At 32.4% G+C, this 15747-nt stretch carries 13 protein-coding genes; 2 read left to right on the forward strand and 11 right to left on the reverse strand.

The annotated features are described in order from the left end of the window. Positions 1-123: 123 nt before the first annotated feature. Genes ACTF54_RS03055 through ACTF54_RS03075 form a run of 5 tightly spaced genes read right to left on the reverse strand, consistent with a single transcriptional unit; the run spans position 124 to position 4452 of the window. A complete protein-coding gene (locus ACTF54_RS03055; RefSeq protein ID WP_438968728.1) occupies positions 124-924 on the reverse strand; it encodes a glycosyltransferase family 2 protein in 801 nt (266 codons plus the stop codon). After that, on the reverse strand, positions 917-1879 hold the full coding sequence (locus ACTF54_RS03060; protein WP_438968729.1) for a glycosyltransferase family 2 protein: 963 nt from the start codon (positions 1877-1879) through the stop codon (positions 917-919). The genes ACTF54_RS03055 and ACTF54_RS03060 overlap by 8 nt, the downstream gene beginning before the upstream one ends. Further along, the gene (locus tag ACTF54_RS03065) at positions 1869-2849 is read right to left on the reverse strand and encodes a glycosyltransferase family 2 protein (protein WP_438968730.1); all 981 of its coding nucleotides are present in this window, start codon (positions 2847-2849) and stop codon (positions 1869-1871) included. The genes ACTF54_RS03060 and ACTF54_RS03065 overlap by 11 nt, the downstream gene beginning before the upstream one ends. Further along, the gene (locus tag ACTF54_RS03070; protein ID WP_438968731.1) at positions 2837-3685 is read right to left on the reverse strand and encodes a glycosyltransferase family 2 protein; all 849 of its coding nucleotides are present in this window, start codon (positions 3683-3685) and stop codon (positions 2837-2839) included. The genes ACTF54_RS03065 and ACTF54_RS03070 overlap by 13 nt, the downstream gene beginning before the upstream one ends. Positions 3686-3687: 2 nt before the next feature. Beyond that, positions 3688-4452, reverse strand: a complete 765-nt coding sequence (locus ACTF54_RS03075) for a glycosyltransferase family 2 protein (RefSeq protein ID WP_438968732.1) — start codon at positions 4450-4452, stop codon at positions 3688-3690. 167 nt (positions 4453-4619) lie between these two features. Here ACTF54_RS03075 and ACTF54_RS03080 point away from each other — a divergent pair, with 167 nt between their 5' ends. Further along, the gene (locus ACTF54_RS03080) at positions 4620-5363 is read left to right on the forward strand and encodes an FkbM family methyltransferase (protein WP_438968733.1); all 744 of its coding nucleotides are present in this window, start codon (positions 4620-4622) and stop codon (positions 5361-5363) included. Here ACTF54_RS03080 and ACTF54_RS03085 read toward each other — a convergent pair. The 5 genes from ACTF54_RS03085 to ACTF54_RS03105 form a co-directional block, all read right to left on the reverse strand. Then, positions 5353-6219: an FkbM family methyltransferase gene (locus ACTF54_RS03085; protein ID WP_438968734.1), complete on the reverse strand. Its 867-nt coding sequence runs from the start codon at positions 6217-6219 to the stop codon at positions 5353-5355. The genes ACTF54_RS03080 and ACTF54_RS03085 overlap by 11 nt on opposite strands. A gap of 15 nt (positions 6220-6234) precedes the next feature. Beyond that, positions 6235-7527: an ABC transporter ATP-binding protein gene (locus ACTF54_RS03090; RefSeq protein ID WP_438968735.1), complete on the reverse strand. Its 1293-nt coding sequence runs from the start codon at positions 7525-7527 to the stop codon at positions 6235-6237. Next, positions 7527-8384: an ABC transporter permease gene (locus ACTF54_RS03095; RefSeq protein WP_438968736.1), complete on the reverse strand. Its 858-nt coding sequence runs from the start codon at positions 8382-8384 to the stop codon at positions 7527-7529. The genes ACTF54_RS03090 and ACTF54_RS03095 overlap by 1 nt, the downstream gene beginning before the upstream one ends. A 185-nt stretch (positions 8385-8569) precedes the next feature. Then, positions 8570-11017 (reverse strand): polysaccharide biosynthesis tyrosine autokinase, encoded by a 2448-nt coding sequence (locus ACTF54_RS03100; RefSeq protein ID WP_438968737.1) that lies wholly within the window; start codon positions 11015-11017, stop codon positions 8570-8572. Between the two features lies 1 nt (position 11018). Then, the gene (locus tag ACTF54_RS03105) at positions 11019-11843 is read right to left on the reverse strand and encodes a polysaccharide biosynthesis/export family protein (protein ID WP_438968738.1); all 825 of its coding nucleotides are present in this window, start codon (positions 11841-11843) and stop codon (positions 11019-11021) included. Positions 11844-12063: 220 nt separating this feature from the next. On the opposite strand from ACTF54_RS03105, the gene ACTF54_RS03110 reads away from it, so the two are divergent. Beyond that, positions 12064-13947 carry an ABC-F family ATP-binding cassette domain-containing protein gene (locus tag ACTF54_RS03110; protein ID WP_438968739.1) on the forward strand — a complete coding sequence of 628 codons (1884 nt, stop codon included), beginning with the start codon at positions 12064-12066 and terminating at the stop codon, positions 13945-13947. A gap of 76 nt (positions 13948-14023) precedes the next feature. On the opposite strand, the gene rimO is transcribed toward ACTF54_RS03110, so the two are convergent. After that, entirely contained in the window at positions 14024-15331 is a 1308-nt protein-coding gene (gene rimO, locus ACTF54_RS03115; RefSeq protein ID WP_347197127.1) for a 30S ribosomal protein S12 methylthiotransferase RimO, read from the reverse strand. Positions 15332-15747: the final 416 nt, after the last annotated feature.

The following is a 15747-nucleotide window of genomic DNA, read 5'->3' on the forward strand; positions in this document are numbered from 1 at the left end:
TGAAATCAAAATCAGTTACAAATAACCTAATTTTTTATCACTTAAAGGATGCTTTTTCATCTTATTGCTTTCTTATTAAGGTAAAATAATGGTGTTGTTATCGCTTTCGTGAAAGCGTACTCATTAACCCAACCAAGTCAAAACACGCAACCATGCAGTAGTTAACTTTCTCCTTATAGAGGTGTTTTCAAGAGTTTTGAGTAATTTAAATCTAGGGATATTCATATAATTTAACTGCTCATAATCTTCGTAAAACAATGCATAATCTCTACGAAGTATGAATTCACGCTCCTGCTGTCCTAACTGCAAACCTGCTGTTGTGGAGCTCATTCCATCCATATAATAAGTAGAGAGGACCTGATGCACCGCTTTATAAGTTGCTTGATTTTTAATAATGGCGTCTATAAAAAGCTTCCAGTCGGCAGTGATTTTTAATGACGTGTCGTATAATCCAACTTTTGAAAACACATCTCTATTAATAAAAACAGATTGATGCGCTAGTGTTTGTTTGAATAAGAATGAAGCTTTTATGAAATCTGGATGTTTTTTAATTCGTTTTTGTACACCTACTAGTTCTATATCATAAGCAATGATATCTTCTACTGTAAGTTGTGGCATCGCTTGTTCTAAACTAGAGTCAGCATAAAAATGGTCGCCACTATTGAGAAATAAAATATAATCTCCACTACTTTTTTCTATGCCTTTATTCATCGCATCATAGACACTTTTGTCTGGCTCGCTTATCGAGTAAGTGATAATATCAGTAAAAGAATTCATAACCTCTACAGAGCCATCACTAGAACCGCCATCTATCACAATAAGTTGCACATCAATTTTTTGAGAATTAACTGCAATACTTTCTAAGGTTTTTTTTAAACCTGAAGCATTGTTGTAGTTGATGGTTATGATGGATATTTTATACATGTTTTTTTACTTTAAAAAGCGACTCTCCTTTTCCAGTTAATAACATTATTGGCACAGAGACAAAAACCACTTTTAAAACTTGGATTTTGTAAAAAAAACTCATATTCATAAAAATCAGTTTCAAACTAGATTGCAAAGCCTGTTTATAAAATCGATAACGGCTAATTTCTCGTAAAGGTCTAATCAAATCTCCGATCAACATAAATTCGCAATCATTTGTCAATTTATTTAATTCTTTCAGCTTGTTATAAATAAATAATCTTGAATTAACAGTTGACTGATATTTTATAGAACTAATTTGAGTTCTAGTTTGCACTAAATGTTTTCTTACATAACTTGTAGGTTGATTTAATATTTTAAATTTTGCTCCTGCTAATATGTGTTCTAAATGTAATACCCAATCTTCTGAACTCCACAAATAATCCTTAAATGGTTTTTCTATCAACAAATGCCTGCGCCACATGACAGCACAAATAGGCCAAGCCATAAAATGACAAACCATATCTTCATAAGGTTTGTTGCTAACTGGAACTATATTAGACCGATATACAGAAGTCACAAGAGAATTACCATCAAAAACTCGAGCGTTGGAAACTGACATTTGATAGTTGGAATTATGATTTAAAAAGTTAATGTGAATTTCTAAATGATTTTTATCAAATAAGTCATCACTATCTAAAAAACATATGAGTTCACCACTAGAATGTTGTATCCCAAAATTGCGACATGATGCTGCGCCTTTAGTCCAATGTTGAGGTCTACTATAAATTTTTATCCTAGACTCAAATTTTGAAATGGCTTTTACCACGTCAACACTAGCATCTGTAGATCCATCATCTACAATAATGCATTCCCAATTTTGATAAGATTGCTGCACTACAGAATTTAAGGTCTCTAGAATTAAGTCTTCACGATTGTAACATGGGATGATTATGGAAATTAGATCAAACTTCATGATGATAATTTTGCCTAATCTGTGAATTTTTTTTGAAAAATCTAACTATTCCATGTTTAAAAAAAAGGAATAAAAATTTTGAAAAATATTTTAAATTGAAATTTTCAAAGTAAAATTTAAAATGATTTCTCCACCGTATGGTATTAATTGGCTCATTATGAACCAAAAGAAGCTCATAATTACGGAATAAAATTAATCTTTGCTTTTTGCTCAGTTGCTCTAAATAATTATCAATAACATACTTTCTAAATAAAAATTTGCTTTTATTCTTTTTCAGATAATTCATGTTAGTTCCAGAAATACTTTCCGAGGATAACCTAATGTAGACTTGACTCTTATCAATACTATAGATGGGTTTACCATTTGAAAATTCCAACCAAGCTCGATCATCACTATGCCAAGCTAGTGGATAATCAAAAAATCCGAATTTTGAAAAAGCTCTTTTTGAAAAAATATGCTCTGACAGGGAACTTCTCGTTTGATAGAAAAACTTTCTTAAATATGAATCGATTGGGCTTTCCAATTTAGGATGACTATACCTTTTGGATATAATTTGACCTTTAGCATTTATTAAGCTTGAAGATAATCTGACAACATTCGAAACATTTTTAAAATTCTCATATTGATTATAAAACTCTTGTACAACTGTATTCTCTAATATATCATCATCACCTAGAATAAGAATCCATTCTTCTTCTCTACTTAACTGAATACATCTATGCCATTGGGAAACTAGTGAGGTAGAGCCCTTGTTAGACTCAAATACCGTGTATTCAATATTTAGATCATTAGAAAAGTTTTGGAGAATTCCTAGTGGATTTTCTAGACTAGCGTCGTTTCCTATATAAACATTGAAATTATTATTAGTTTGTGAACTTAGCGATTGTAAAGTGTCGTAAAAAAAAGTTTTTTTATAATAAGGAATTATTATGGCAAGTTTAATTTCTTCAACTAAATTTATTTCATCCATTTTTTGAATTGATTCTTCTGCTTTAGAAAAAAACTAACCCCTAAAAATTTGTTAGTAATAATATTAACTGCATGTTTTATGCTACTCAATTGTTCTAATAGCCTGATTTTTTCTACTATTATTTCATTATGAAATTTAGGATATGAACCATAATATTTGACATAGGTATCTAAGTGTTTCTTAAAAATATACTGATAAGAAAATTCAGGATCCTCTAATAAAAATGTAGATGTTCGAGATGACTCTAATATACGATAATAAAATCCTATAGAGTTCAATTTAAACACTTTTCCATTTAGCTTTAAAATCGAAATCCAAAATTCCCAATCCTCAACACCGTTTGTCAAATTCTCATCAAATCCTCCAACTCGTAAAAAATCCTCTCTTCTAAATATTGCTGCGTTAAATATCATGTTTTTTAATAGCAATTTTTTATATGAATATTCTTCTAAATTCCACCTGCCACATTTTAAGCCAAAATACTCTGCTTCACTGTACACAATTTTAATTTTAGAATTTTTCTCTAATATGTTTATAGCCTCTTCAAGATAAAATGGAGCAATCTTATCATCTCCATCTATAGTTATAATATATTTCCATGCAGTTTTACCTACACCGGTATTTCTTGCTATGGAAACCCCAGAGTTTTGCTGCCGAATTAAAGTAAATCTTTTATCGTCTTGTATAAAGTTTTTGATGACTTTAAAAGAGCTGTCAGTACTTCCATCATCAATTATTATGCACTCCCAACTCTCTAAGGTTTGGTTATTTATTGATTTTAAACAATCTTCTATATAAAGTGCTTGATTATAACACGTAACGATAATCGATATCATTTTTATCTTTTTAAAATTGACAAAAGTATCCTCTTTATCACTTTATTAAATTTGTTTTTACTGTCATTTTTCTCAAAATGTTGCAAATGGTTTCGAATGAATTGCGGCGCATATTTTAAAATTACTTTTTTACGCTCGGAAATTAATAATTTACTTGATGTAGAGCTAATACCATCTAAGTGAAAAACTGAAATAACCATATCTACATGAGAATATGATGCCTTTTTAACACCTATTTCAATTAGAAAAAATTTCCAATCTGCAACAATTTTCAATTTGGAGTCGTATAGATTGTTCTGAAAACGATCCTTCAATATTATGGTAGCAGGATGAGGAATTGATTCAGTAATAAAGTATTCCAAATTTAATATACTTGAATATTTTTTGATCCATTTATCATTTCCATTAACTTCAATGTTTCCATAAACAAAAACTGGAAAATTTGTCTCAATCGCATGATCGTGGAGAATCTTTACAGAGTTTGGTTTAAAAAAATAATCGCCACTATTTAAAAAAAGTAAATAATCGCCACTCGCAGCTTTTATACCTTTATTCATAGCATGGTAGATACCTTTATCAGGTTCACTTACCCAATAGCTGAATTGCTCTTTACATAATTCAATTAATTCCTTACTACCGTCTGTACTATTACCATCAATTATGATATGCTCATAATCTACAGCGGTTTGTTCTTGAACGCTTTTTATCGTGCGCTCTAGTCCTACAGCGTTGTTATAATTTATAGTAATTATAGAAATAGATATCACGCTTTGTTCTTTCTTAACATTTAAACTTTATAAAATCCTTTATCTACTAATAGGTTTAAGCAAATTATAATTAAACTATTTGTATAATTATATATAATTAATTTATAAATTGTGAGTTTATCTTAGTTAGAATAATTAGAATCAATCTCCCTCTTCAATTAAAATCTATGACTATATATCGTATTAAACGTAAAATACTTAAAGTTTTAACTCAACAATTTAATTTAGCTGAAACCCCAAAACTTTCAAATGATTTGTCCAGACGCAAAAAAATTCTAAACCATTGCAAGATAAATAAGATTTTAGATATAGGTGCAAATAGTGGTCAATATGCAGTAGAGCAATTAAATAAATTAAATTATAAGGGAGATATTGTGTCTTTTGAACCGATGAAAGAGCCTTATGATCAAATTTTAGTTAAATCAGAATTATTGCCTAATTGGAAAGTAGTAAATATCGGGATTGGGTTAAAAAAAGAAAAAGCATTTATAAATGTCGCAAAAAACTCATTTAGTAGTTCTTTGTTAGAAATGTTGCCATCTCATTCTAAAAATGCCCCTCAGTCCATTTATATTAATAAAGAAGAAATTACGATAGATACATTATCAAATGTATGTAATGAATATTGCTCTGTTGAAGATAATATTTATTTGAAAGTTGACACTCAAGGCTATGAATATAATATTTTAGAAAGTGGGCGTGACTACTTAAAAAACATCAAAGTCATTCAAATAGAAATGTCAATCATACCACTTTACCTAGGAGAAAAAACATTTGAAGACATGCTTTCATACTTAAAATCGCTCAACTTTAAACTGGTGTCAATTGAGCCAGGGTTCTATAGTGATAAGACTGGGCAATTATTACAAGTAGATGGAATATTTATAAATGAAAAACTTATTAAAATGTAGGTTTTTTGGCGATTAAATTTGAATATGGATAGTTTAATTTTTTACGATGTTGCTTTAGTGATAAATCATCTTGTATATCAAACCATGCATATCCTAAATCTTCCATTATTTTAAAAATTTCTTGCACGTGATAATTAGCATTGAGCGTGTTATCCTCACCAAATTCTATAATTAAAATAGGATTATTATTTTCTAAAAAATTAGAGCCTCCATTCAAAACAAATTTCTCCCAACCCTCAACATCGATTTTTAATAATTTAATCTTTTTAGCATCCAAATGTCTAATTTGGCTATCCAAAGTTTGAACTTTTACTCGTATATTTTCTTGGAGTTTTGATGGTTCAGCTGCAAATGAATTCCAAGCATCGTAGCCATTATTTGAGATGTGGAAATCTAATTCTTTTTCTGAGTCTGATAAACCCAAATTATAAGTAATTATATTTTTTATATCATTGAGTTTAATGTTTTCTAATAAGCGACTATATGTTTTAGGATTAGGCTCAAATGCAATTACTTTACCAGTATTACCGACCACCTCAGACGCTACTAAACTAAATAAGCCAATATTAGAACCTATATCAATAAATGTGTCACCAGTGCTTAGATTAACTTTTAAAAAGTCTAATTCTTTTTGCTCAAAACCATCTAGAATTAATTTTGAAAGTATACTATCTGCATATAACTTAATTTTAATATTCTTATTCAATGGATGTAACAAATAACTCTTTCCGTCTAAAAAATTAATTTTTGACTGATTTTTTATTTCAGTTTTAGACAAATCCTTTCTTATGATAAATTCTGATAATTTAAAAATTATTTTTTTTGCTAATCGGTATCTTAAATTTTTAAAATTCATTTGTTAATTTGATTATTATACATCTTGCATTTTCCAATCCATTAATGGCATTATCACACCTGGGCGATTTCCAGCATAAACCGAATCAACACCTCCTGTATTTTCAATTTCAAAATGGATCAATAATTTATCATCATTTATAATCCAACGATTATTATGAATACCAACTAATGGCTTCAAAGAATATGCACCCTTCTTTAATAAATTTTTTGGTATTTTTACATGCAGTGACCTCTTCCCTAGAGCTACAGTTTGAAATTCATTTGAGTTATCATCATGATAAGATCTCCAAAGAATAATACCTGATTTCATGTCATATAAATCAAAGCCTATTCGCAATCCGATAACTTCCTTTAAAACATTGAACGAATAAGTAATATGAATATTCCTATGAGTATAAAATACTAAATTATTTACTTTCAATTGATGCACCTTTATTTCATTCAGCTTGAAGACATTATCTTTTTGATTAGATATAATTTTTTTTAAGTCTACATCTTTAACTTTCAACCTATCTTGAACTAAATATTTATTAATTGTTTTACTCGTGTCACCAGAATATGTTATTTCTCCATTTTCTAATAAGATTGCTCGTGTACATAACTGTTGAACGCTCGCCATATTATGACTCACAAACAAAACCGTTCTACCACTTGTACTAGAAATATCCTTCATTTTACCGATGGCCTTCTTCTGAAACTCAGCATCTCCTACTGCAAGAACTTCATCTACTACAAGAATATCAGGTTCTAAAAATGCCGCTACTGCAAAACCTAATCGTACACGCATACCGCTAGAATAGCGTTTTACAGGAGTATCTATATACATTTGACAACCAGAGAACTCTACGATTTCATCTATTTTACTAGCTATTTCGCTTTTAGTCATTCCTAGTATAGCTCCATTCAAGTAAATATTCTCTCTACCGGTAAGTTCTGGATGCATACCTGTTCCTACTTCTAATAAACTGGCAATACGACCCTTTGTTTTTATACTTCCTGTGGTAGGACTCGTTACTCTAGAAAGGATTTTTAATAGCGTAGATTTACCAGCACCGTTCTTACCTATGATACCTAGAATCTCTCCGCGCTTCACTTCAAAGTTGATATCTTGTAACGCCCATACATAATCTGAGCTTGCCGTCGCACTGCGATCGTTTACTGCACCTATTTGTAAATACGGATCTTCTTTACCTCGTATTTTGTGCCATAATCTATTAAGGTCATGAGTTAAAGTTCCAGTACCTACTAATCCTAAGCGGTATTGCTTAGAAATATTTACAGCCTTTAAAATAACATCATCTTTCATTATACAGTATCTATAAAGGTTTTCTCCGTACGATTAAAAATCACCAAACCAAAAAATGAAGCTATAAGAGCGACTACAGTAGCATATCCCAAAGCTGAGTAATCTATCTGTCCTGTTCCTAGCACTGCATTTCTAAAACTATCTATAATATGGGCTAACGGATTGTAATCGATCACCCAAGAATAGCTACCCAATTTAATTTGCGCTTCTTGAATAGTAAAGGGTACGGCACTCAAATACATTAACAGCGATAATCCAAAAGTGACTAAATTTGTCAAATCTCTATACTTAGTAGTCAAAGCACTTAATACAAGCCCAGTTCCTACACCTAGTAAAATGATAATGATGAGTAAAAAGGGAAACAATAAGACCTCAACACCAGGCTTTAAAATCGATCCATTATATTTATAAAACACGTAAAAAAAAACTAATATACACATCTGAATTAATAACTCAAGTAAGCCACTAGTGGCCTTAGATAATGGTACAATTATCCTAGGAAAATATACTTTACCAAAAAGAGAAGCATTGGCTGTAAATGTTGTGCTTGAAATGCTTAAACATTTTTTAAAATAGTTCCATAAAATTACACTGGCTAAATTAAAGAGGAATGGTGGGGTGGTGCCATAATCCAGATTTGCAAGATTGCTAAAGATTAAGGTAAGTACTACCGCAGTAAGTAATGGCTGGATTAAAAACCATAAAGGCCCTAAAATGGTTTGCTTATAAACCGTTACGATGTCTCGTTTTACAAAAAGCACAAAAAGATCTCTATATCTCCAGATTTCTTTAAGGTTCAAGTCGACAAACTTACCTTTGGGCTTTATTTCATATAACCATTCTTGCTGTCTACTCATAATTCTACTAACTTTTAACCTGCACTAGGATATGTATAAATATTCTCTCAACTAAAATAATATTTCATTTTTTTATTGTTTAACAGTATAATCTCTCGATACTTTATCCTTAATGGTCCCTTTTACTTTTTGTTATGCACAATTAATGATTTATTATTTGCTTACGCGAAAGTAGTTTTACCCAATTAACCTTTTTTAAACAACTTTCTTATTTTGGATAACAAGCTGATTTTCTTACCATTTTCATGATATCTATTCCCATAAGCGCCGTAACCATAGCCGTAACCATAGCCGTAACCATAGGTGCCTTTTGCATTGAAATGATTAAAAATGATGCTTAGGTTTTTAATTTCCTTGCGCTGGTATTTTTCATTCACCACATCTAGCATTCCCTTTTTAGTATAGCCTTGTCGTACAACGTACAAATTTGCGTCAGCATATTTAGCTATTTCTAGTGCGTCTGCCACAAGACCTAAAGGTGGTGTGTCTAAAATAATGTAATCGTAATCTTTTTTGAGCTGCTCTATCATCATTTCTGCTCTTTTAGAAACAATTAATTCGCTAGGATTTGGTGGGACAGGACCTGATAATATAATATCTAAATTTTCCATCCCTGCAAATCGTACCATTTCATTAAGACTGCAATCGTTTACTAAATAATTAGAAACTCCTAAATCATTATCGATTTCAAAATCGTCAAATATCTTAGGCTTTCTTAAATCCATTCCTACGAGAACTGTGCGTTTACCACTTAGTGCAAATACCGTTGCCAAATTGATACTAGTAAAAGTTTTTCCTTCTCCACTAACACTACTAGTTACCATTATGGTGCGAGAACCATAATCAGATTCTTGATCATAAATAAAGTGCAAACTAGATCGTATTCCCCTAAAAGATTCTGCAATAGTAGATTTAGGTTTATCTTTTACTACAAGATTTGTAGGATGATCCATTTTCCCTATAACTCCTAAAAGTGGAATTTTAGATAATTTTTCTATGTCTTTAGGTGAATTAATAAAATTATCTAGAATAGTTAGAGCAAAAGCTATGGATATTGGAAGAGCAAGTCCAACTAACAGTGCTATTAAATAGTTGATATTAGAATCTTTTCTAGTACCACTACCACCAGTATCTTTTGCCTCATCAATCACAAAAATATCAGACACATTTGCTGCCTTAACTAATTCTGCCTCGGCTCTTTTTGCTTTGAAAACATTATAGGCATTTTGATCGATGGTAAATTGGCGTTGTATTTTCAAATACTCTTGTTGTTCTTTAGGCAATTTTTTAATTTGGGCTTCTACCTTATTAATTTGGCTATAAAGCTCATTTAATTCTCTATTTATTAACCCTTTTGAACTAATGATGTTTTCATAAATAATATCCTTAATGGCATCAATGTCACGATCTATCTCCCTAAAAATAGGTGCGTCAGATCGCATGGCAAATTCACGTTTTTTGCGCTCTTCAGAAAGTAAAATTAATCTAGTTACAGCTTCAGATATACTTCCTTCATCTATTCCTACCACTGATGGTGCTTGAATAAGCGTGTAATCCTTCTTATTTTGTAGGTAAGTTCTTAAATTATCATAATAATTTAATTTACTCTGTAAGCCTCTTTTTTGAATTTCAAAATCGGTAAGTCGTTGATTGAAATCAGAATTTTGAGAGATAGCATCGAGCATTTGAGACTTATCTTTAAAATCTTCCATATCCTGTTCGGACTTCTCTAAAGCTTTTTCTTGTAAAACAAGCGAGCTATCAATATATCTAATAGTACTTACGGCAAATTTATTTTTGCGTTGTAATTCGCCTCTTTCTAGGATTAAAGAACTGGTATTGATGTAATCGATCAATCGTTGTTTATTCCCACCTGACAGACTCAATTCAAGTATAGAAGAACCTACTGGCTTTTGTAATATAGCAATGCTTTTATACTTATTTACTGTATTCCAATAGTTGCCAAAATTAAACAACCATTCTCCGCCAGTTCCTATGGTATTTTCTCTTTTTTCAATGACAACATTTAAAAATGGTAGTTTAATAGAGTCCCCAAATTTAAATTGTTGTTTCCAATCTCCTACAGGTATATTAACAGCAACACTTTTCTTCTGACCATAATGAAAACCTTCTGTACTATCTGAGTTAGGAAAGTTTGCTGAAAGCTCAAAGCCCTCTTGATCTATGACCTTAATTCTTATAAACTTACCATAAATCTGCGCCTTACTGCTGTCTGAATAAATGTAAAAAGGAGTTTGCTTATAAGCATCTGTATTATAATATTCACCTTCTTTAATATAATTAATGTAATACTGTAATTCATCTACTACGCTCTCTGCGTGCGTCCGTGATTTAAATTGAACTATAGCCGTAGTTACCTTATCGGTTGTTCCACCCCAATTAAAAGTAAGACTTTGATTACTTGTAAATAATGGATTAGAATTGTCTTTTATACTTATTAAAGAACTCGCGTAATGTATCGTTTGTATAAACTGATTTTTATAATAAGCATAACATAAACCTATACCTATAACAAGTACAAAAAGCCACCATAACTTGAGTATTTTAACTAGAAATTGACGAATATCAAAAATTCCAGATAAGGAATTGACTTCTCTTTCTTCCTCTTCCATATTATAAATTAGTTACAAATAACAAAGTGGTTATCAAGGTAGTGAATATAGAAATGATAGTCGTAAAGGATGCAAGACCTGTTGTTCCTGTTCCTATTGCTTTTTGTGGTAATGGATCCACTATAATCATATCATTAGGTTGAATCAGATAGTATGGTGAGTATACAACATCTAGTTGTGTTAAGTCTAAATGATGCACTTTAACACCATCTGGATATTGACGTACAATTCTAACATTAGTTAAATCACCAGTAATAGGAACTCCACCACCGTTTGAAATGGCTTCTACGATTGTGACCTGATCTCTAAAAATAACCTGTTCTCCTTTTCCTCCTACCTCGCCAGTAAGCACATAACGTAAACCTCCTAATCTAACAGTTACAAACAAGTTAGCATTATCTTTAAAATACTCTGTAAATAATCGCTTTTCTATAAGTTCTCGCAGTTCTTCTAATGTCAGACCTAAAGCTTTAATTTTACCCAATTGAGGTACTCTTATGTCTCCTCTTTGATCTATAGTATAACCATTGAAATATAAACCAGCTCCTTGAGAACCTTGATTAGCTTGCATACCTTGAGCACCTGCATTTGTATCACCAGATACATTGAACATAGAAACTAGCTCTGGATCAAAAGGAGCTTTTATCTGTATGCTTAGAATATCATTTATTTGGAGGCGATAAGGCGATTGTACTTTTTGAAAAGTAATTAAGGAATCATTCTTAAATTGCTTTGATTCTTGTAAATATGTTATTTTACGAGTAGGTACACATGAGCTAATGAGTAACAATAAGAATAATAACGATATACCTAAAGACTTTCTCATGCTTACTAAATAATTTAAGATGCAAATATAGAATTATTGCAATTAAAAAAAGGGTTTCACCTAGTCTAGTATGTGAATGGATGCTGCATATTACCTTAGGAGCTGTTAAAGTCTCCGCTTTCGCGAAAGCGGAACACTACCTACTAAAAGAACCTATAAAAAGTTGAAATAGATTATGATACTGCCGTAATATTGCAATCTCTAATTAAGCAGAATAAAAATGAATTACATAACCGTAGAAAACGTATCCAGAGCCTTTGCAGACAAAGTCCTTTTCAAAGACTTATCCTTAGGTATCAACCAGGGACAGAAGATAGGTTTTGTTGCAAAAAACGGTTTCGGTAAATCTACATTACTCAATATTATTACTCGTGCCGAAGAGCCAGATAGCGGTAATGTCTCTTATAGAAATGATTTGAGAATGGCGTTCTTACCTCAAGAACCCAACTTAAATCCAGAAATGACTATTGAAGAAGTCATTCTGGACAGTGACGTTCCTACTATGAAGATCATTGCAGATTATGAGCATAGCATGGCAAATCCAGACGATGCTGACATGATGCAAAAGGCACTGGATGCCATGGATGCGGCAAATGCATGGGATTTTGAAACTAAATACCGTCAGATCCTTTCTAAATTAAGACTAGATGATCTGACTCAAAAAGTAGGTAAATTAAGTGGTGGACAAAAGAAACGTATCGCAATGGCAATGGCGCTACTTTCTGATCCACAATTGTTAATCATGGATGAACCTACTAACCATCTGGATCTGGAAATGATTGAATGGTTAGAAGCTTATTTCAAACAAGAAGACTATACTATCCTTATGGTGACACACGATCGTTATTTCTTAGATCGTGTCTGTAATGAAATCATAGAACTAGACCAAGGTCAATTGTATACCTACAAAGGAAATTATTCCTATTATGTAGAAAAGAAGCAAGAACGCATTGAGATAGAGCAAACCAATCAAGAAAAAGCACAACAGCTTTATAAAAAAGAATTGACCTGGATGCGTCGCCAGCCTAAAGCAAGACGCACCAAATCAAAATCGCGTATCGATGATTTCTACGTAATTAAAGAAGCTGCAAATAACCGCCGTAAAGATCATAAGGTAGAACTAGAGATCAACATGCAGCGCATGGGAACTAAAGTGATAGAATTACATAAAATCAGTAAATCCTTTGGTGATAAAAATCTAATCAACGATTTCTCCTATAACTTCCTACGTGGTGAACGTCTAGGTATTATCGGTAAAAACGGTACTGGTAAGTCGACATTCTTAAACATGATTACCGGCGCTCTTGCGCCAGATACTGGAAAAATTGTCACTGGAGAAACGGTAAAAGTAGGATACTACACGCAAAGCGGTATGACCGTAAAGCCTGGTCAGAAAGTCATTGATGTTGTTAAAGAATATGGAGAATACATCCCTTTAAACAAAGGTAAAATAATTAGTGCGAGCCAGTTGTTAGAACGTTTCATGTTTGACAATAAAAAGAAGCATGATTTTGTAGAAAAATTAAGTGGTGGAGAGCGTAAGCGATTGTATTTATGTACGGTTTTAATTCAAAACCCTAACTTCTTGATTCTAGATGAACCTACGAACGATCTTGATATCCCTACCCTAAATGTTTTAGAGAATTTCTTAATGGATTTTCCAGGCTGTATTATTGTGGTAAGTCACGACCGTTATTTTATGGATAAGATTGTAGACCATTTGTTTGTATTTAATCAGTCTGGTAATATAACAGACTTTCCTGGGAACTACAGTGATTTCAGAGCTTACGTAGGAAATACTGATATCGCACTAGATAAAGATGCCGAAGAAGTTGCTCCAGAGCAAATTAAAAAAGTGGTTTCAGCACCAGCCGCTCCTACCTCTGGTCCAACAAGAGAGCAGCAAAAAATGCTTTCTAGAATGGAAAATAAAATCAAACAACTAGAAGAAACAAAGAAAAAATTACAAGACAGTTTCTTAGATCCAGATATTCATGCAGACCAGATGACTGAAAATTCCATTCAGCTAGAAAAGACTAAATCACAGTTAGAAGAATTAGAAATGGAATGGTTGGAATTAAGCGAGCAAATTGCAGCAAATTAGAATTTAAAAATATTGTAAAAATCAAAAGGGGCGGAATTAATTCCGCCCCTTTTTGATGGATTCTAATTTTAGAATTTTACCCTTCTACTGGAACTGCAAAAAGATCAAAGTCTTCTGCCTCAGTAATTTTTACGTTTACAAAAGAACCTACTGATAGGTAATGCTTTTCAGCATCAATCAACACTTCATTATCTACATCTGGACTATCAAATTCTGTACGACCTACAAAGTGATTACCGCGTTTGCGATCGATCATCACTCTAAATTCTTGACCTATCTTCTGCTGGTTCAATTCCCATGAGATTTGAGATTGAATTTCCATGATCTCATTAGCACGTTCTTGCTTAACATCTGCAGGGACATCATCTTCTAGTTTATAAGCATGTGTATTTTCTTCATGCGAATACGTAAAACAGCCCATACGCTCAAAACGCTGGTCTTTCACCCATTGTTTTAAGATTTCAAAATCTTCTTCTGTTTCTCCTGGATAACCTACGATAAGTGTTGTACGTATCGCCATTTCAGGAACCAAAGTTCTGAATTTTTTTAGAAGTGCATTGGTCTTTTCAAATGTTGTACCACGACGCATAGACTTTAATACCGGTGTAGAGATATGCTGTAGCGGTATATCTAGATAATTACAAACCTTAGGTTCGGTTTTCATCACATCTAGAACATCTAGTGGGAAACCAGTTGGGAACGCATAATGCATTCTGATCCATTCGATTCCTTCTACTTTTGCCAGCTCGCGTAATAAGTCTGCAAGTCGTCGTTCTTTATATAAATCAAGACCATAATAGGTCAGATCTTGAGCAATCAATATCAATTCTTTAACACCTTTTGCAGCAAGCTTTTCAGCTTCTATAACTAAATGCTCAATAGGCGTGCTTTTATGACCACCACGCATTAAAGGGATCGCGCAAAAAGAACATGGTCTATCACAACCTTCGGCGATTTTAAAATACGCATAGTTCTTTGGTGTGGTTGTTACACGTTCACCTATCAGCTCGTGCTTATAATCAGCACCTAGAGCTTTTAAAAGTGACGGTAATTCTGTAGTTCCAAAATACTGGTCTACGTCTGGAATTTCTTTTTGAAGATCTGGCTTGTATCGCTCAGATAAACAACCTGAAACAAAAACCTGATCCACCTCGCCTTTTTGCTTACGTTCTACAAAATCAAGAATTGTATTCACAGATTCTTCCTTAGCGTTATCGATAAAACCACAAGTGTTGATCACCACGACATTACCTTCTTCTTCATGCACGACGTCCTTACCACTAGCCTTCAACTGCCCCATCAGCACCTCACTATCGTACACATTCTTAGAACAACCTAAAGTTATTACGTTGATCTTATTCTTTTTTCTTGTTTTTGTTCTCATAAGCGGCTGCAAATTTACGACTTAGTGATGTTAAAATGGTTGTTTTTATCTCGCTTTCGCGAAAGCGGAACACTTATCCTGTTATTCCTTAAAACTAACTTCAAAAAAATCAATTAGCTTTAATGCAAGTTTGCAACAAAGAACCTTACCGAGATGAAGAAAAATAAATAAAAAACTCCTTTCCTTGGCTCTTGCATCCGACGAGAGTAGTTTATGGAACGAGAGGAATGCACTAGTGGGCAAAAGGAGCGGTAGCGCGCTTTGGCCGGAAAAGATAAGTGCAATTTTACTTACAATTAGGTTATAATTTCTACTTTTAAAAATTTCAAAGGTATCAAATCAAACAAATAAAAACCATATAAAATTTGACATGCCAACTATTCGTGTGGGCATGGTCTGAATTTGATCGGGATCTT

The organism is Nonlabens sp. (assembly GCF_965657255.1).
Lineage (GTDB): Bacteria > Bacteroidota > Bacteroidia > Flavobacteriales > Flavobacteriaceae > Nonlabens.